The sequence below is a fragment of the Anabaena sp. UHCC 0253 genome (genome assembly GCF_009712085.1).
Classification (GTDB): domain Bacteria; phylum Cyanobacteriota; class Cyanobacteriia; order Cyanobacteriales; family Nostocaceae; genus Dolichospermum.
In genome coordinates, this window is the sequence record NZ_VILD01000002.1 from 483,452 (window position 1) to 502,104 (window position 18,653).

Annotated in this window: 16 protein-coding genes, 1 tRNA gene and 3 pseudogenes; 7 read left to right on the forward strand and 13 right to left on the reverse strand. The window is 37.1% G+C overall.

Annotated elements, in window-relative coordinates; all coding sequences use genetic code 11:
* Positions 1-162 precede the first annotated feature (162 nt).
* From FJR38_RS06360 to FJR38_RS06370, 3 genes and pseudogenes are all read left to right on the forward strand, one after another.
* Complete coding sequence (locus FJR38_RS06360) at positions 163-1,470, forward strand: dihydrolipoamide acetyltransferase family protein (protein WP_168536021.1); 1,308 nt, start codon at positions 163-165, stop codon at positions 1,468-1,470.
* A gap of 166 nt (positions 1,471-1,636) precedes the next feature.
* Positions 1,637-1,954, forward strand: a complete 318-nt coding sequence (gene trxA / locus FJR38_RS06365) for a thioredoxin (protein ID WP_168536023.1) — start codon at positions 1,637-1,639, stop codon at positions 1,952-1,954.
* 98 nt (positions 1,955-2,052) lie between these two features.
* Positions 2,053-3,184: pseudogene (locus FJR38_RS06370) on the forward strand (aldo/keto reductase).
* 92 nt (positions 3,185-3,276) lie between these two features.
* Here FJR38_RS06370 and FJR38_RS06375 read toward each other — a convergent pair.
* The gene (locus FJR38_RS06375; protein ID WP_168536025.1) at positions 3,277-5,184 is read right to left on the reverse strand and encodes a sodium:proton antiporter; all 1,908 of its coding nucleotides are present in this window, start codon (positions 5,182-5,184) and stop codon (positions 3,277-3,279) included.
* A gap of 507 nt (positions 5,185-5,691) precedes the next feature.
* Here FJR38_RS06375 and FJR38_RS06380 point away from each other — a divergent pair.
* Positions 5,692-5,764, forward strand: a tRNA-Glu gene (locus FJR38_RS06380).
* A 193-nt stretch (positions 5,765-5,957) separates the two neighbouring features.
* Here the strand turns inward: FJR38_RS06380 and FJR38_RS06385 are convergent.
* From FJR38_RS06385 to FJR38_RS06395, 3 genes are all read right to left on the reverse strand, one after another.
* Positions 5,958-6,485: an SRPBCC family protein gene (locus tag FJR38_RS06385; RefSeq protein ID WP_168495469.1), complete on the reverse strand. Its 528-nt coding sequence runs from the start codon at positions 6,483-6,485 to the stop codon at positions 5,958-5,960.
* Positions 6,475-8,520 carry a GAF domain-containing sensor histidine kinase gene (locus tag FJR38_RS06390; RefSeq protein ID WP_168495467.1) on the reverse strand — a complete coding sequence of 682 codons (2,046 nt, stop codon included), beginning with the start codon at positions 8,518-8,520 and terminating at the stop codon, positions 6,475-6,477. Before FJR38_RS06390 ends, FJR38_RS06385 begins: the two co-directional genes overlap by 11 nt.
* Positions 8,521-9,017: 497 nt before the next feature.
* Positions 9,018-9,353, reverse strand: a complete 336-nt coding sequence (locus FJR38_RS06395; protein ID WP_168495466.1) for a hypothetical protein — start codon at positions 9,351-9,353, stop codon at positions 9,018-9,020.
* 83 nt (positions 9,354-9,436) lie between these two features.
* On the opposite strand from FJR38_RS06395, the gene FJR38_RS06400 reads away from it, so the two are divergent.
* The 3 genes from FJR38_RS06400 (at position 9,437) to FJR38_RS06410 (ending at position 10,686) form a co-directional block, all read left to right on the forward strand.
* Positions 9,437-9,673 (forward strand): hypothetical protein, encoded by a 237-nt coding sequence (locus FJR38_RS06400; protein ID WP_174763884.1) that lies wholly within the window; start codon positions 9,437-9,439, stop codon positions 9,671-9,673.
* 79 nt (positions 9,674-9,752) lie between these two features.
* Positions 9,753-10,271 (forward strand): HNH endonuclease, encoded by a 519-nt coding sequence (locus FJR38_RS06405; protein ID WP_168495463.1) that lies wholly within the window; start codon positions 9,753-9,755, stop codon positions 10,269-10,271.
* A 16-nt stretch (positions 10,272-10,287) separates the two neighbouring features.
* Positions 10,288-10,686 carry an alr0857 family protein gene (locus tag FJR38_RS06410; protein ID WP_168536029.1) on the forward strand — a complete coding sequence of 133 codons (399 nt, stop codon included), beginning with the start codon at positions 10,288-10,290 and terminating at the stop codon, positions 10,684-10,686.
* 63 nt (positions 10,687-10,749) lie between these two features.
* On the opposite strand, the pseudogene FJR38_RS06415 reads toward FJR38_RS06410, so the two are convergent.
* The 9 genes and pseudogenes from FJR38_RS06415 to FJR38_RS28240 form a co-directional block, all read right to left on the reverse strand.
* Positions 10,750-10,998 (reverse strand): annotated as a pseudogene (locus FJR38_RS06415) (polysaccharide deacetylase family protein); the annotation flags it as partial.
* Positions 10,999-11,305: 307 nt separating this feature from the next.
* Entirely contained in the window at positions 11,306-12,400 is a 1,095-nt protein-coding gene (locus FJR38_RS06420) for a glycosyltransferase family 1 protein (protein ID WP_168536031.1), read from the reverse strand.
* 70 nt (positions 12,401-12,470) lie between these two features.
* A complete protein-coding gene (locus tag FJR38_RS06425) occupies positions 12,471-13,883 on the reverse strand; it encodes a methyltransferase domain-containing protein (RefSeq protein WP_217359987.1) in 1,413 nt (470 codons plus the stop codon).
* 44 nt (positions 13,884-13,927) lie between these two features.
* Complete coding sequence (locus tag FJR38_RS06430; protein ID WP_168536033.1) at positions 13,928-15,214, reverse strand: glycosyltransferase family 1 protein; 1,287 nt, start codon at positions 15,212-15,214, stop codon at positions 13,928-13,930.
* A gap of 45 nt (positions 15,215-15,259) precedes the next feature.
* Positions 15,260-16,009: an ABC transporter ATP-binding protein gene (locus FJR38_RS06435; protein ID WP_168536035.1), complete on the reverse strand. Its 750-nt coding sequence runs from the start codon at positions 16,007-16,009 to the stop codon at positions 15,260-15,262.
* A 91-nt stretch (positions 16,010-16,100) separates the two neighbouring features.
* Positions 16,101-16,772, reverse strand: a complete 672-nt coding sequence (locus tag FJR38_RS06440) for a Uma2 family endonuclease (protein ID WP_168536037.1) — start codon at positions 16,770-16,772, stop codon at positions 16,101-16,103.
* Positions 16,773-16,781: 9 nt separating this feature from the next.
* Positions 16,782-17,468 (reverse strand): Uma2 family endonuclease, encoded by a 687-nt coding sequence (locus FJR38_RS06445; protein ID WP_168536039.1) that lies wholly within the window; start codon positions 17,466-17,468, stop codon positions 16,782-16,784.
* A 35-nt stretch (positions 17,469-17,503) separates the two neighbouring features.
* A complete protein-coding gene (locus tag FJR38_RS06450; protein ID WP_168536041.1) occupies positions 17,504-18,235 on the reverse strand; it encodes a Uma2 family endonuclease in 732 nt (243 codons plus the stop codon).
* 108 nt (positions 18,236-18,343) lie between these two features.
* Positions 18,344-18,653 (reverse strand): annotated as a pseudogene (locus FJR38_RS28240) (Uma2 family endonuclease); the annotation flags it as partial.

Below are 18,653 nucleotides of genomic sequence, written 5' to 3' on the forward strand. Positions count from 1 at the left end.
AAGGGTCAAATGGTTGGGGCATCAACCATTGGGTTAGGTAATGTTAGACTGGCTATGCCAGCAGTTGCTATTTGATCCCAGAATTCCCACGCCTTTAGGTTGGGGAGTATGTCAAAACTGTTAAAGTCCAAGTCACAAAATTTTGATTCTAAAACCACCATTATGAGCATTAACGAAGTATTTATGCCGGCGCTGAGTTCCACCATGACCGAGGGCAAAATTGTCTCCTGGGTCAAGTCGCCTGGAGATAAAGTGGAGAAAGGCGAAACGGTGGTGGTTGTCGAGTCAGATAAGGCTGATATGGATGTAGAAACCTTTTATGAAGGATATCTAGCCCATATCATCGTTCCGGCTGGTGAAACCGCCCCTGTCGGTGCAGCGATCGCTTACATTGCCGAAACAGAAGCAGAAATAGCCACAGCCAAGTCCTTAGCCAACGCAGACGGCGCTGCTGCTACCCCCACACCCGACCCAGTACCAGTCGCCACAGCCGCAGTTGCTGCCCCTGTCACCGCATCTCAAAACGGTTCAAACCATCAACCAGGACGAGTAGTAGTTTCACCCCGCGCTCGCAAGTTAGCCAAAGAACTTAGAGTAGATTTAAATACCCTCAAAGGTAGTGGTCCCTACGGTCGCATTGTCGCCGAAGATGTGGAAGTTGCAGTCGGCAAAGTTCAGCCCGTTACTACCGCCCCTAGCATTCCTCCCCAGCCACAACCACCTGTATCTGTACCCACACCGATATCTACACCTACACCAGCATCTACACCAGCACCAGTAGTTAGTAGTTCCGTTCCCGGTCAAGTAGTCCCATTCACAACCTTACAAAATGCCGTAGTCCGGGGCATGGTAGCTAGTCTATCCGTACCCGTTTTCCGTGTCAGTTACACAATTAGCACGGATGGACTTGATAAACTTTATAAACAAATTAAGTCCAAAGGCGTGACAATGACGGCGCTATTAGCCAAAGCTGTAGCCGTAACATTGCAAAAACACCCTATCCTCAATGCCAGCTACTCAGATCAAGGAGTTGTCAATCACTCTAATATTAATGTTTCTGTAGCAGTAGCAATGGATGATGGTGGATTAATTACACCAGTTTTACAGAATGCCGATGCAGTTGATATTTATTCTTTATCTCGCACTTGGAAATCTTTAGTAGAACGCGCTAGAGCTAAACAGCTACAACCAGCAGAATACAACAGCGGGACTTTCACTCTTTCCAATTTGGGAATGTTTGGTGTTGATACCTTTGATGCTATTTTACCTCCTGGGCAAGGTTCGATCCTAGCCATTGGTGCATCTCGTCCCCAAGTAGTCGCCACACAGGACGGATTATTTGGTGTCCGTCAACAAATGCAAGTTACTATTACCTGTGATCACCGCATTATATACGGCGCTGACGCAGCAGGCTTCTTGCAAGATTTAGCGAAGTTGATTGAAACAAATCCTCAATCTTTGACGATGTAAGACTGGAAATTTAGGCTGTAGCTTACTCATGGGAAGCTACAGCCAATTTACTTTTGAATTTAATAGTTCCTTATACTTTTGCTAAAAAAAAATATAAAAATATACAGATTTTATATTCTAAGAACTAACATGAAAACAAACAATTAATTAAAAATTGGTGTGTATTATGGCAACTAAAAAACAATTCAACAGCTTTGAAGAAATGCTATCTGGCTCAGATGTGCCTGTATTGGTAGACTTTTATGCAGACTGGTGTGGTCCTTGTCAAATGATGGTGCCTATTTTAGAACAAGTCAATATCCAATTGAAAGATCAATTACGGATTGTCAAAATTGACACAGAAAAGTATACAGAATTGGCAAGTCAGTATAATATTGCGGCTTTACCAACTTTGGTACTATTTAAACAAGGAAAGCCTGTAGATAAAATTGAAGGTGTCATGCAAGCACCACAATTAGTACAACATCTACAAACACTTCTTTAAAAAGCTTTTCAAATTAGAGATGCGAAACGTTACGTCTCTATACGTAGAAACCCTATCTTCAACTCCGTAAGATAGGGTGAGAATTGTGAACTGGAATTATGCAATATCGTCGTTTTGGTAAAACTAATTTACATCTTTCAGTTTTCTCCTTGGGAACAATGCGCTATTTAACTGATAGCGAAAATGTCCAGCAGACTATTGAAAAAGCTTTATTTTTAGGAATTAATCATCTAGAAACAGCTAGAGGTTATGGTGACAGTGAAGCATATTTGGGTAAAGCTATAAAAACTGGTTTATCAATACCCCGTAACCAACTTTATATCACCACTAAAATTCCCCCTACACCTGATGCTGACAGTATGCGTCAGTATATTGATGAATCTTTAAAACGGTTAAATTTAGACTATCTTGATTGTTTAGGAATTCATGGATTAAATACCCAGCAACACTTAGAATGGGTACAGTCAAGAAATGGTTGTATACAAGCTGTACAGGAAGCTGTTAATGATGGGAGAGTGCGACATATTGGTTTTTCTACCCATGGCTCATTAGATGTAATTTTAGCAGCGATAAATACAGATTTATTTGCATTTGTAAATCTCCATTATTACTATTTTTTCCAACATAATGCCCCAGCAATTCAGTTAGCAACTGAGAAAGATATGGGCGTTTTCATTATTTCTCCTGCTGATAAAGGTNNNAAAATTATATACTCCATCTCAAACTTTAACAGAACTCTGTCATCCATTGACACCATTAGATTTAAATTATCGTTTTTTATTAAGTGACAACCGTATTACTACCTTGAGTATAGGACCAGCAAAACCAGAAGAATTAGTAATATCTCCAGAAATATTTGATGATCAAAATGATTTAACAAAAGCGGAAATTGCTACTTTAGAAAAATTAGAAAATCAACAAAATCATGTTTTACTAACTGATAAATGTAGTCAATGTTATGCTTGTTTACCTTGTCCGGAAAATATTCACATTCCAGAAGTATTAAGACTACGCAATTTAGCTATAGCTTTTGATATGCAAGATTATGGCAAATATCGTTATGGAATGTTTGAAAATGCCGGTCATTGGTTTCCAGGAATGAAAGCCAACCGTTGTACCGAATGTGGTGATTGTTTACCCAAATGCCCAGAAAAGTTAGATATTCCGGCTTTGTTAAAGGATACTCATGAGAGATTGCAAGGGAAAGCAGGAAGAAGATTGTGGGGATGAAAATATTTCCAATCATGTAGAAAAGTTCCATGTAACGTCTCTACAAAATTTCTGCATCACGCATAATTTAATTCAGACGATATCTAATGATTTCATTTAAGCTTGTCTTCAGTATTAGTATCTTTGATTCTTACTTCTTCAACTTCTGCTAAAGTTTCCAAAGATAGGGGTGTAGATTGGCTTGCACCAGATAGACGTTTTAAAAGATTGGGACGGGAATCATGTAATAAATAGATAATGCGATCGCCAACTTCCCATTCTTGACTTGCAGACATTACCTGTAGACGTTCTTCTCGTTCTAAGAATAGTGGTACTAATATCCCATCCCGAATTTTTTCTTGGATGTGTTGTTGTTGAGAGCCAAATTCTGCCGCCTCTAATGTCGTTGTTCCCAACTTTACCTGCCCATTACTCAAATATTCATTCCAAGTTTTTATCGGTAAATCAGACACAAAAGCTTGATTTACCTTACTATTGGCTGACGGAGAACCTTGGGGGTGACGGGGGAATATAGCTAAGACACGGGGGGGATTAAATTCCTCAGCAGCCCGTTGTGCTAGGACAAAATTCACCTCACCATTACTGGTTATTGCCAAAAAAGTACCCATTGCACCAATCCCAGCTTCTTCCAATATTTCCCCGTCCAAAGCACTACTAGCAATCACTCGGAGATTTTGGGCTTCAGCCTGCGCTAACCGTTCCGGGTCAGTATCAATCATCACCACAGTTTCGCCTCGTTCCTGAAAAAAGCGGGCAATTAATAAACCCAAAGGATTACAACCAACAATTACCGCCCCAGTTGCATCTTTAGAAGTGATTCCTAGCCATTTAACGAGCCACCCAGCAGTTAAACCTTGACAAAAAACCGTCATGATAATTGTCAAAAAGACCAAAGCTTTAATTGAGTCACCACCATTAATGCCCCGTTGCGTCAGCAAAATTGCAAATAAAGAAGCCACAGATGCAGAAACTATCCCTCTAGGTGCAACCCAACTTAAAAACAGTTTCTGTCGCCAATTTAGATTACTGTTCCAAGTACACAAAATAATGTTGATTGGGCGCACCACAAACATTAAAACTAAAACGGTGAATAAACTCCCCCAACCTAGAGCCAACACACTGGCAATAGATAAATCAGCCGCTAGGAGGATGAATAAAACAGACACGCTGAGAATTGTCAGCTGATTTTTAAAGCTTCGCAATAATCTTTCTTCTGGAACTGAGGCGTTAGCCAATACCGCTCCAGCTACTACTGTGGTCATAATTCCTGATTCACTCTGGATGATTTGCGCTAGGGTAAACAAACCCCATAACACTGCCAGTACAACCAGATTTTTCAATTCAAAAGAGATGAAATTGGCGCGTTTAAACATCCAACTCATTAAGTACCCACCGATGCCGCCAATGGCCGCACCTACACCCAAACGCAAGAGTAAACCAAAAATGGCATTAAACGGATCTGCATCACCGTTTAAAATTGTATCCAGGACAACGTAAGCCAGGATAGCGCCCACTGGATCAATTAATACCCCTTCTCCTTCTAATAGAGTTGCCACTTGTCTATCTACGTTAATTTGTTGAATTAAAGGACCGATAACAGTTGGACCAGTAACAACAACAATAGAAGCGTAAAGAAAAGCTATATTCCACGGAAACTCACCTAGCCAGTGAGCCGCTAGACTTCCTCCCAGCAGGGTGATGAGTGTTCCCAGTGTGACGAGTAACTGTAAACTGACTGAAACTTTGCCCAATTCTCGCCGATCTAATTTGAGTCCGCCTTCAAACAAAATGATTGCCGTTGCTAGGGAAACAATCACTTCTAATCCTGTTCCTAATAAGTGCGGTTGCAATAGTCCAACGCCGTCTCTACCCAAAAGGATGCCTAATAGGAGGAGTAAGACGATGCTGGGTAATTTGAAATATGCAGCCATCACCTGGGCGCTAATGCCTGCAAATACAGTGATCACCATCTGGAGGGTGATTTCAAAAGGTGCTTCCATGTTGTAAGTCGTAAAGCAAAATTAACAAAACTAAGAAATGCGAAATTAATTTTGCACAGGTACTTAGGTTTTACGCTATTGATTTCAAAATTCTCCATACAGAATTTTGACGCTCCCCACTCTATAGCGAGGGATAAATACAGCTGGGACTTTTTGTGGGTTTTGCAATTGGTTAGTTATTTTGGCCACGCTGCACTAGTTATCTAGTTTAGGCTGGTAATGGATAATTAGTAATTGGTAATTATCCCCTCTTTCATCTACAACTCTTTGGGAATATCTTCTGCAAAGACGCTATATGTGCTGTAAGCATACATCTTCATAGAAAAGGAGTGTGCTGGAAATTATAAGTAAGTGGCAGGAAAATTCCCGAATCTTGCTCCCTTATTCTTGGTCCCCTCCTGTAAATACTCACCAATCCTCATTTCTTCCTCTTTTTCAAAAAACTTTTCCAAACCTGTTGACATCTTCAGAAAAACCCTTTATATTATTAAAAGTCACGAAGTTCAAGCCCCCATCGTCTAGAGGCCTAGGACACCTCCCTTTCACGGAGGTAACGGGGATTCGAATTCCCCTGGGGGTACTGAAGAAAGGAAGGAAAAGTATTTTTCCTTCCTTTTTGGTTTTTATGTAGGGTTTGCTGAGAGGGTGACGTAAGCCAATAAACTATAATTGACAATTGACAATTGACAATTGACAATTGACAACGCTTAATAACTCAGATTCGAGACTATTCTTCTTACCTGTCACCTGTCACCTGTCACCTGTCACCTTCTTCATAGACTAAATTCTGTAGCTCGTTGATGGATTGCTAAGAGATTTGTTTGTAGGTCTTTACTGAGACGACGTTCAATAATTGATATTGGCATAGTAAGTTTAGGCCAGATTTGGATTGTATAACAAAGAATTGTTCCTTGTTGTTCGCTAAAGAAATAAGGATCTAAGCACCAACTACCAGAAAAGCCTTTAAAGTCGCCTTCTACCATATTGAATTGGATTAATTTAGGGAATAGCTCTTCTAAATCCAATACTACCCGCGCACAGAATTTAAAGTTAAGTAAATTCTGAGAACCGATTTGTTCCAGTCGAATTCCTCCTTCGGGATGTTCAAGAAGACGGCTGTGGGCTAGATTGGGGATAAAGTCAGGTAATGATTCATAGTCGGTGAGAATCTTCCAAACTTTTTCTATTGGTTGAGGAATTTGGATTTTGGCGCTGATTTGTCGCTGTCTCTCGGATAATTTATCAACTTGGATAGCTACTTCAGGGGTGTTGTGATCGGGGGTGGAAGAATCAATTCCCATTTTCTGGTGTCACTTTTTTTGAATATGAGTTAATTGGTGGGGAAGATAGGGGGAGAGTAAGTGTAAAACTAATTTCACTGAGTTGAGAATTGGGGATAGGAATACTCTCAACCGCGATCGCTCCATTTAGATGTTGCACTAAAGATTTAACCAAAGCAAGTCCTAAGCCAGTTCCGGGAATCCAGCGGCCTTTACCACGACGGAATTTATCAAAGATATAAGCCGCTTCTTCTTCAGATATACCCCGTCCTGTATTTGTTACCTTAATAATAACTTGATCAAGCTCTTCTGCGACTTTGTGAGTTACTTTTAAGTGAACGGTTGTATCATGCTCCGAGTATTTACATACATTGGTTAACAGTTCCTGTAAAATCCGGTCAAAACTCTCTACTTCCGTTTGTAATTTTAAAGATTTCTTCGGTAATTTTACTGAAATACTTAATGCTTTATCTGTCAGTTGTTGATCAAAAGTAGTGAGGAGAGTTTGAATTTTAGTATTTAAATCTATGCTTTCAAATTGTGGTAATTCTTGATGGGATTCTAGTTTTTGAAGGGTTAATAGGTCATTAATTAAGTTAATTTCCTTAGTACATTCTGACTCTAAAATATTTAAATATCGGTCTTGACGTTCTGGAGATATTCCTGGTAAACGTAGATTACGAATAGACATGAGCATATTTGTCAGAGGATAACGCAAGCGATCGCTAATATTGCTGACAAATTCATCTTTAAGTTCGTTAAGCTGTTGTAATTGTTCTACATATTGTCTGGTTCTTTCATATAGTTTTGCCTGTACTTCTAAACTGCGTTTGAGTTGTTCAGTGCGTTCATCTACTAAAGTTTGCACTTGTCGCAATGTTTGGGACTGAATCACAGCATCACTCAATTGAGCGCAAAGCATTTCTATCAAATTTAAGTCTGTTGTTTCCCAATCCCGTGTTGCAGCTTGTTGTAAAACTACAAATCCTAAAACCTTACCTTGACTTTCTAATGGCATTAATAGCGTATTAGGAAACTCATCAATAGCAAATAATTCAGCAAGTTTACCCGTATTTTTCTCTTCACAATTATTCGTCATAATTGGTTTCCCTGGCTCTGTAAATAGACGCTGACATAAACTACAATCAGATACCCAGAAAGATTGCTCTAAGTTATCTAATTCACCAATAACAGTAGTATATGTATCCTTAGTCCATGCTCCAACTAAAGTAGCTCTTACCTTGGGTACTTGTTGTTTGGGAAGTTTTCTAAATAGTGGATCTGCATATTTGAGTAAAAGTAATAAACCACGATCTGCTTCTAGAGCTTCAGCAGTAGAGGTAATGACTAATTGGAGCATTTGATTCAACTCCAAGTTGCTGCGATTGAGAATAGTTAATTTTTGGATTAAACTTTGATGCTGGTTAGCTTTTTGGAGATGCTTTGTTTGAGTCGCTAACATTTGTGATTGTGCTATTTGAGCAAAACCGATCGCACAACATGAATCTATGGATTGTAATAGACTAATTTCTGATTCTTGCCATTCATAACTTTGGAATTTAATCAGACTAATTACACCATTACTATGACCACCAAATTGAGTAGTAATTGCCAAAACAGCCTTCATTTGTAATGGTATATCTTGCCAACCACTTACTAAAGTTTGCTGAATCAGAGAAATATCTTCAAGACTCAATTTTTTATCTGCACATTGTACAACTGGTAACTCAAATAGTAATTCTTCCCTAGATAAAATCTGTTGAGTTGGTGACAAACCTAAAAATTGTTCATGACACCAATGGGCTGTAATCGTTTCCCTAGATGTATCATTTACTACCGTAACTAAGCAGCAATCTATATTAAATGCAGATCCTAGTGCCTGGGCAATCTCTGATAAGATCAAGGATGTTACCGTACCATTAGCAATAGTTGTGTTAATCCTTTGTGCCAAAACATGGGCAATTTCTTCTTGGTGCGGCATCACATTGGCTGGGGATATATGTAATTGTTCTACACTATTTATATATTTTTGTGGTGATAATAAACGTTTTTTCATTATTTATCCGCTTTGAGATCATGCTCAGTTTGTGGACAGGAATCACAAATTTATGAATAATTGCTACTCCTTACTGCTAGTTTATCTGTACAAAAAATAACTATTGGTTGTCAGTAATTATTACAAATAACTAAAAAATATCAGACAGAAATTTAAAAGCTGTAATACTTGCAATACAAGATATTATCCAAATTTCTCCAGTTGATTTTTCCTCTCACTATCTACTAGCTAATAGATAAATCATGGAAAGATAAAAGTATAATTTTTTACTGCATTGCCAATAATAGTTGAGATGATAATCTGGAACTTAGGATATCTTGTCTCGAACTAGATATAAACCGTAATCCCTCTATAATTAACTCAGAAATTCGCTGTTTTGCATCCGAGTTAACACTGGAAAAGTTACTTAATCCAATTAATGGTATAAAATAAATCTGAAAGTTAATTTTACCCAGTTACTAGAATTGCATCTGGGTAAAATTAACTAAAACTACCAACTAGCCAGCTAAACTTTCAACACTTAGCGGCACCATGTCACCATTTCTAGTCAATCCTAATAACATTGACTGTTGTGGTTCAATTAATTTACCCGTAAGAACACAACGCTCTTCTTGTTGGGCGATCGCCGAAATACTAGCACGAATATCAGATTTAGAAAATCTCGGTTTCCACTCACCTGATTTTTGCTGCACGTAATTCCAAAGGATATCTCGAATTAAAGATTGATATCCCTGATTACCTGCCATATCTTTGAGTTTATCCTTGAGTTCTCGTTCTAGTCGAATACTGGTAACTTCCATATCAGTTGTTGAGGTGCGTGTGATGGTCTGCATGAGTTTTTCTCCTTATAGGTATAGACAGGATAGTAATACAAGTGTAGTATGTTTAAAGGAATGTTCAATAGGTGAAATTTTCTGTGAAATCCATTTATCCCATCTCTACCTCTTCACAAGCCACCAACTGTCAAGGCAGTTGGGAATTTGCGGCTGCGGTTGTGGAGTATTTATTTATGGGTGAAAATAGCCAACATCAAGGGCAAAGAACAAAAGACAATTATGATTTTAAATATGCCAGCATAAATTTGCTGAATAGAAAACCACAAATAGAGATCAAAAGCGGGAGGTACAAGCTAAAAAATGCTGTACCAAAATAAGACGAAAAACCATCAGGTCAATTGTTAACCCCCGCTGTGTCTAAGACAGAAGCGGGGGTTTTTTATAAGGAGTCAGGCTGTGACAAGCGCAATCCAAGTATTAGAGCAATCTGTGGTCGTGTTTTCTCAGAATTACTTACCACTGTGTCGGGTAAATATCAAGCGGGCGATAGTGTTGCTAGTCAGCAATAAAGCCGAACCATTGGAATTTTCTACAGAAGGCGGTTGGTTAATTAATTCACCTAGATTCGTCCTGTCTGTACCCAAACACATCCGCTTGAAAATTGCTGCTACGGAACGGATGTGGAAAGTTCCGCCAGTTAATCGTCGGGAGGTTTTGCGACGAGATCATAGCAGTTGTCAATATTGCGGTACTAACAAACGTCTCACCCTAGATCATGTAATCCCCCGATCTAAAGGTGGCCGACATACTTGGGATAACGTAGTCATAGCTTGCGAAAGATGTAACTCTCGCAAAGGCGATAAAACACCCGCTGAAGCTGGGATGCAATTGCGGAAACTACCTAAACCACCTATTCACCCCACGGTGACATTTGCTGAAAAATTTTGGAATGATATGCAAGCAAACCTGGAATAACAGGAGAGCAAGAGGAATGCTGAAATTAACTTACACAGAAAACAGTTTTTATTTAGAGTGTCTCACTCAGTCTCTAGAAGAATGGGTCGCGCAAAGAGTGATTTTATCACTGCGTGTCAGTCAATCTTTGCGTGTTGAACCGACAACAGCATCCTTTTTGCTACCTCTTGATTTACCGGGAGTAGAAAGACTGAAGGCGGAAGTAAATCGCCATGATAGTGAAATCATTGCCTTATGTAACTGTGATACTGAGTATCTGGAAGTTACTCTAGAGGGTTCTTGGTTATCGGATGGTAATGATGATGCTGTAGGCGTATTTGTCACCACTATGAGCTATACGTCCGAGTTTTTTTTATACAAACTCTGGCAAGAAGCTCAAGTCTGTGCTTCCGTCATCAGTGATTACAATTGCTGATTTTGACTATCGTAGGGGCGCAGGGCCTGCGCCCAAATTAACTATGCCTGCGCCCAAAATTAACTATGCCTGCGCCATTTCTAAGAGTTCAGGAACTGTCACAAATCGGTAGCCTTGTTCTTTGAGTCCACTGATCATTTCTGGCAAGGCCTTGACCGTTCTGGAGCGATCGCCTCCACCATCGTGTATTAAAACTATAGCCTCTGGTTTTGCACCTTGAACAATATTTTTCACAAAGACTTGGTATTTTGCACGAGGATCGGTGTCTGCTGAAGTCAGAGACCACATAACAACAGAGTTTTGCTGACTTTTGTCAGTGAGGTAAAAGATTAAGAGCGTAAGTAGTTGTACCTGTGGGTTTTATGAGGAGAAATGAAAGATTAATGACTAATTGCATTTTTCATTATTCATTTTGGAAAAATTTAATAGATAATTGCATTTTCAGTGAGTTGGTTTATTAGTAAATTGGTGTTCTAGCGATCGCTCATTTATTAACTCAAGTTGCTAGTACACTCTCAAGTAAGAATTTTCTTACTTTTAGTATTACATATTGGAGCTTTGAGGTAAAGTTCTTTGTTATTCATTGTCAAATTTCCTTCTCTTTAGGATCATAAATTATTTAAAGATATTGTTTTAAAACTTCAACTGTAGCAAGTCCAGTTTTTTCCCAACTAAATTGATTTGCTCTTTTTAGACCTTTTTCTGAAAGTTGTTTTCTTGTTTCTGAATCATTGACAATCGTTTGCATTGCGGCTGTAATTTCCCCGATATTATAGGGATTAATTAAAATAGCAGCATCTCCCGCAACTTCTGGAAGCGAGGAAATATTAGAAGTAATAACTGGTGTACCACAAGCCATTGCTTCTAAAACTGGTAAACCAAATCCTTCCCAAAGACTGGGAAAAACTAGTGCGATCGCTTGATTAATGATTATTGGTAATTCGTCATAAGATACATAGTTAAGGAATTTAACAAGATGACTTATTCCTAATTCTTGAGTTTGTATTTCTAATAATGGGGAGTAACGTTTATCATAAGGACCTGCTAACCATAGTTCATAGTCATTTCTGTGAGGTAGTGCAGAAAAAGCGGTAATTAATCTTTGCAGGTTTTTATAAGGGTCTTGACGACCGATGTATAAGAAATAGTTACGAGTGGGGAGGTTGAGGAATTGGAACGGTGAGGAGTCGTACGCTAGAGGAATAGGTGTTATTTTATTACTAGGAATATGGAAAAAATCAACTAAATCTTTAGCTGTTGCTTGGGAGTTACAAATAATATGTTGTGCTTGGTTAAGGACTTGGGGGGTGTAGTAGCGGTGGTATGGGGTGAGTGGTGAAAAAGGTTTAGGAAATCGTAACGGTATCATGTCATGAGACATGACGATAAAACGACAATTTTGGTAAAGAGGTGCTTCAGGAATGGGGGAAAATAGGAGATTAGATTTGAGGCTTTGATATATTTTTGGTAATTGAAATTGTGTCCATAATAATCGGTTTAAATGTCCTTTTGTACCATGAGCAGGAGTAAGATTATTGGGGACTGGATAGCAGGTATATTCAGGGTAGTTTTGCGCTGTTAATAGCGTAGGTTGGAGAGATTTTAAATAGGTAAAAAGATTTTTGGCATAGTTACTTATGCCTGTTGGTTGAGAGAAGAGAATAGATAAATTGATGATTAATTGATTAGAGAATGAATTATTTATAATGTTCATTTCTCTTGTTTAGTTATTGATATCATCTCATCAGCAGTTATTTTTGTTTTAACTTGATCTCGCATTACTTCTACTTTGTGATAATTAAGCCAAAGCAAGTACACGGATAGCCATCTACACTAAGTTTTAAGTGTGCGCCTTGATTAACATCATTCCAAGTATCTTTGGATAACCATCCTTCTCCAATTGCATAAGGAGGTATATCAATAAATCTATCTAATGGTTGATTACCTACATTAAAATCTAATTCTGCCACCTTGTAGCCTTGGTTTCTTAACCTTTTAGCAATTTCCTGAAAATGATGGTTTTGGAAAATAACAGTCGGCCAATTATCTATCGTTTCTGGTTCATTTGTGTAGTTGTATTCAGTAGTGTGAACGGCTATTCCTCCTGGTTTTAAAACCTTGAGAGAATTTTCAATAAAATCAAGACCTTTGCTGATAGAACCCAAATGTTCTAATGCACATATAGACCAACAAAAATCATAATTTTCATGTAAGTTTTTGGGAATATCATTCATATCAACATACTTTAAACTAATATTTTCGTCAAATCTTTCCCGATTTACTATGTCGGGATAAAATACTTGCTCCAGCATATTGGTATGTTGACCAGTTTCCATCCATCCCATACCCTTAACTTTATCAGGATGTAAATCTGTGACAGTTATTTCCCAACCCATAGAAGCAAATAAAGATGGTAAAGGTTCTTGACCACAACCAAATCCTATACCAGTAAGTTTGGCACTAGTTCCCATCTGATAACATATAGCTTGAGGAACATAGCATAATTCCCATATTTTTCTATGATAAATCGGATTAATTTTTAATTGTTGACACCAGTATTTAAGCCATTTACTTTCTATGTCTGCTTGAGTAGTTGGTTTAGATTTAAGATAAATAGGTTGAAAATTTAAGTTCTCATCTATGGTTAAATTACTCTCTGCTAAATCTCGTGCTAGTTGATAACCGAAATTTTTAATATTTAAACGAATTGATTTCATATCACGAAGCAATAGATTCAATTCGTTAATATTAGGTTGTCCATTTTTAACTAGCTGCAATAAAGAGCCTATGAATTTATTAGCCGAAGTTTTTTCTACATCAATTTTTAATTTACTATACATATTCTTGAATAAATCAATTTTTTGCCAAAAACTTTGTAAATGAATAAAGTTTCGATCTAATACAGGAATATGAATGTGGTTAGAAAAAATAACGAAAACTTCATTAGCAAAAACTGGCATATATTTATTTACAGTTTCCTCTAGAAAAGTATATTCTAGAGTGTCTAGCATATCTTTGTGGATGATAAACCACTGAAAATCACTACATAAACTTTCTCTTAGTGAGTAATAGGATATAACCTCTGTAAATTTTTCCTCAAATTCACTTGGTGCTACTATTTTATCTCCAGCATGAATTCTTGACTGCAAAAAATCCACTGTATCTACCCAGTATTTATCATTGATTGGAAAAGCCATATTTTTAACCTGCTATATCAAATTATGTACAATCAGTCAGTTACTTATAGCACTTTTTTATAAGCTTCACAAAGTTTTTTTGCATAATTTTCCATACTAAATAATTTTACTCTTTCTTTGCCTGATTCTATAAGTTGGGTTCTGATTTCACAACTGTTAATCAACTTCTCAATTCCCTGTCTAATCTCATCAGGATTATAAGGATCTACATAAATAGCAGCATCTCCACAAACTTCTGGTAAAGAAGATACATTAGATGTTATGACAGGACATCCCAAGGACATAGCCTCTAACGGTGGTAAACCAAATCCTTCGTATAAAGATGGAAAAACAAGACAAAAGGCACCATGATACAAATATATTAAATCTTTTTTTGACACATATTCTAATAATTTAATTTTTTCATTAAAACCATTGCCAAATAATGCTTCTAATTGACTAATATTATCTTCCCATAACCATCCTTTTTTGCCAACAATAACTAACTGCATATCAGTATCTAAACAACTATAAGCAGTTAGTAATCTTCCCAAATTTTTTTTCGGTTCTATCGTTCCTACAAAAAGAATGTATTTTTTGTTTTTCAGATTATATTTTTTTAAATTAATTTCTGTTGTCTCATTTTCGACTAAATGTGAATTATCAATTATTGGCTGATATGTTACATAAATTTTATCTGGATTAACATCAAAGCAATGTAAAATATCTTTTTTTGTATTTTCTGAAACCGTCAGAATAATTTCGGAATTTTTAATTGCATTCTTTGTTAAATTAAAAAAAGAATTTTTATCATCTAAAGTGGTATAAGGGAGTTTTAACGGGATCAAATCATGAATTGTGGTAATTTTTTTGGCATTATTTACTTTAATAGGAAGTGGATAAGTTTCATGCCAAATATCAATTTTTTTTTTAATGTTAACCCTGGTTTCTAATGGAAAATATTTATATAAATTGTTGGCTAACTTATAGCAATTATAGATATTAAATATCTTTCCAGAACCAGCTAAATAATCAAAAATCAAATCTGCGTCTCGTTTGATAACAAAATTACTAACTGGTACTTCTTTAGCTTGATAAAACCTTTGAATAACTGCACCAATAACGCCCTTAATTTGTAAATTTCTACCATTATATTTTTGCGTATCAAAAAATAAAGCTTCACCTAAAATTAAATTATTAGTATTAGTATAACGACTACACAGTATATCTACATTTGCTTCCAAAGAAATTAAAGTTTTAATTAAAGTAATACCATAACTTTTAATACCTGTTCCTTGGATCATTTCCAAATTATATCCATCTACTAATACATTAATTCCGTGTAAATTCATTAAAATTTTACCTCTATAATTGTATTTAAATCTTTAGTGAAAAAATTAATTAATTTCATAGTGAGCTACACTATTCAAATAATAATCTACGGTTTGACTAGAAATTCCAGAAAATACTATTTTTCCTTTATTTATCCAAATTGCCTGATTACAAGATTCACTGATAAATTCCATTGAATGAGAAACTACCAAAACTGTTGTTTCTTCACCCCAAAACTGGTCCATTCTCTGCTTACACTTATTCTTAAAACTCTCATCCCCCACAGATAAAACCTCATCTAAAATCAAAATATCCGGCTGTATATCTGTCGCAATAGAAAAACCCAAACGAGCCACCATACCCGAAGATAAACCCTTAACTGGAACTAAAGCATAATCCTCCAACTCTGCAAACTCCAAAATAGAACGCGCTCTTGCTTTCATCTCAGCCCTAGAAAAACCCAACAATACACCATAAAGGAGGATATTGTCCATCACAGAGATTTCTGCATCAAAACCTGCTCCTAGTTCAATTAAAGGTGCAACTTGACCCCGAACCCTGACAGTACCAGTTGTAGGCTGAAGAATTCCAGAAATTATCTTTAACAGAGTGGATTTACCAGAACCATTCGCGCCAATTATACCAATTTTTTCTCCCTTGTCAACAACCAAATTAATATTATCTAACACTAATTTCTTAGCAGGTTTCCGATATTTACCCTCTACCACAGATAGGAGCGTTTTCTTCAAATCATAGGAAAATTCCTCTTGAGTCCTTCTCCACAGCGAAACATTATCCAGACGAATTACTTCCATTTACAGCAAATCCATAAATTCTTGTCCCTACAGATGAAAAAAGTCCATCCCCAGCCTAAAATAATTAGGCCACTCAGTAAAGCCTCCCCATTTACAGACTATCAGGCTCAATACCTAACTCTCTTAACCTTTGAGCTAAAATTGCTACTTTAGCCTCCGCATCATCAACCCGTTGACGTTCATTTTCAGCCTTTTGCGCTAGTTCTGTAGGTATGAGTAATTTATCACCTGTATCAAGACGATAAAATCTTAAAAGTTCCCCTTCCACTTCCAAACGCAAACCTAAAGGTTGAGATAAACTATCAGTAATTGGTTGATAAATTTCATTCTGTAAACGATACCCCTGTAATTTTTTGTTTATCCATTCTCCCTTGGGGTCAAATAACCAATATTCTAAAATTCCTAATTGTTCATATAATAACTTCTTTTGTTCTTGGTCTTGCTTTTGAGTTCCGGCGCTAGTCATTTCCAAGACTACTTGGGGAACTTGACCTTCTTCCCAGACTTTATAATTATCTCTACCCCCTGGTGGAACATCAAAAATTACCATTACATCTGGTGCTACTCTTAATTTTGGAAAACCTTGAGCATAGTATAAAAATTGATTTGCGAGTACCGTTGCTTGTTTTCCTGCTAGGTATTGTTTCAAAACTTCTAAAGTAGTTAAAATCGCATAGAGATGTATATAGGTTTCCACTACGGGTTCTCCATCAGCACGAGGATATTCAATGGTGACATCAGTTAAGTTTATGGTTATAGTCATCATTTTCTCCTAACTTACACTATCAGGATCTACGCCGATTGCTCTCAATTTTTCCGCTAGTTTATCAGCACGTTGGCGTTCAGATTCAGCTTTTCTGACCTCTTCCAAATTTGCTTCTTCTGGTGTAGGTATCAATCTCCCTTCAACACTAAAATATCTCAATCTACTTTCAAAGACTCCTAAATATAACCCTAATTCCTGACTCCAATACCAGCCATTTTCTGAAGGAGTAATACTTTTGTATTTATTTCCTATTAATCTCCACCCTACAAATTCCAAGGTATTCGGTGAAAACCAAAAATACTCAAGAGTCCTAAATCGGTTTTGATACAACTCTTTTTTTAATCCCCTGTCTACTTTGGCTGTAGAATCAGAAAGTAATTCAATAATCAAGTTGGGATATCTACCATCTTCTTCCCATATTACCCAAGAAGCACGGGGACGTTTTTCCGTGTCTTTGACCAAAAAAAAGTCCGGACCTCTAAAGTCTCGATTTTTTAACTGTTGTCGGCTATAGTAAATACTGAGATTTGCACCAATAAAGAAATCTTCTCTATTACGCCATAACCATTCTAAACAAGTTACTAATATTAATAGTTGTGTATAGTGTAAGGAGCTTTCCATTTCTGGTTCGTCGCTGAGTAGTTCCGTGCAATCTGGCATTAATGCTTCTATTTCTTGTGCGGTTAAAGCCATAGATTTGATTGGGATAAATTACTATCTTTGGTTAATTATAAACTATCAGGATTTACGCCGATTGCTCTCAATTTTTCCGCTAGTCTATCAGCACGTTGACGTTCAGCCTCAGCCCGTTCGGTCAAAGTTGGCAACCAACCATCAGCATTATACCAACGCAACCACAAACCCTCTGTATTTTGATAACTTCCCTGCCATAAACCTAAACCCATTTCTATTTCTTCTAACCAAAAACGGTGATCTGACAAATTGACAGATTCATAACGAGTACCATTGAGTTTAAAACCACGGAAATTATTTTCATAGCGGTCATAAACGACATAGTAGGGAATACGCAAAATCTGTTCATATACTTCCCATTTGGTTGGAGGTTTATTAACTTCCCTGAGAGTTTGTCCTAAATCTTCTTGTTCTGTTCCTGGTGACAGTAATTCAACTACCAAAAACGGATCAACTCCTTCTTGCCATACTACATAACTTAAACGTAAATCTTGCTGTTGCTTAGTATTAGTAACCCCTAACACCATATACCAATCTGGGCGTTTATACCAACTGGGATGACGAGGATCATAATAAAGGTTTAAATCGCTGGCCAGTAACATTTCCTCAGATGAATAATTGACAGGTTGACAAGTTTCACTGAGTAAATCTGCTTGTATACAATGAAATTCATCCGGCAATCCCGATTCTCCTACTAATTCACTAGGTAAATCACACATTGTCGGCATAGTTTCTTGGGGTGGCAGAGGTGGATTATTTTGATACATACTCCATTCCCATCCTTCTCTCTAACTGTAACAAATACATAATCCCCATATCCTCGACTAATATCTATTGATAAAGAATTGGAGAATATGATGATTGGTGGTGATTAGTTAAAAAATCTCAGGTTCAACACCTAATTCTCTCAGTTTTTTAGCTAAAATAGCTGCTTTATTCTCTGCTTCATCAGCACGTTGACGTTCATTTTCAGCACGCTGACGTTCAGATATAGCTTTTCGTGTTTCAAATTCAGCCCTTAGCCATTCAGCTTCAGCCTTTTGCTGTTCAAATTCAGCTTTTCTAATTTCTTCTAAATTAGATTCTTCTGGTGTGGGAATTAATCTTCCTTCAACAGTAAAATATCTTAACGTATCTTCCCAAATCCCTAAGTATAAACCTAACTCCTGACTCCAATACCAGGCA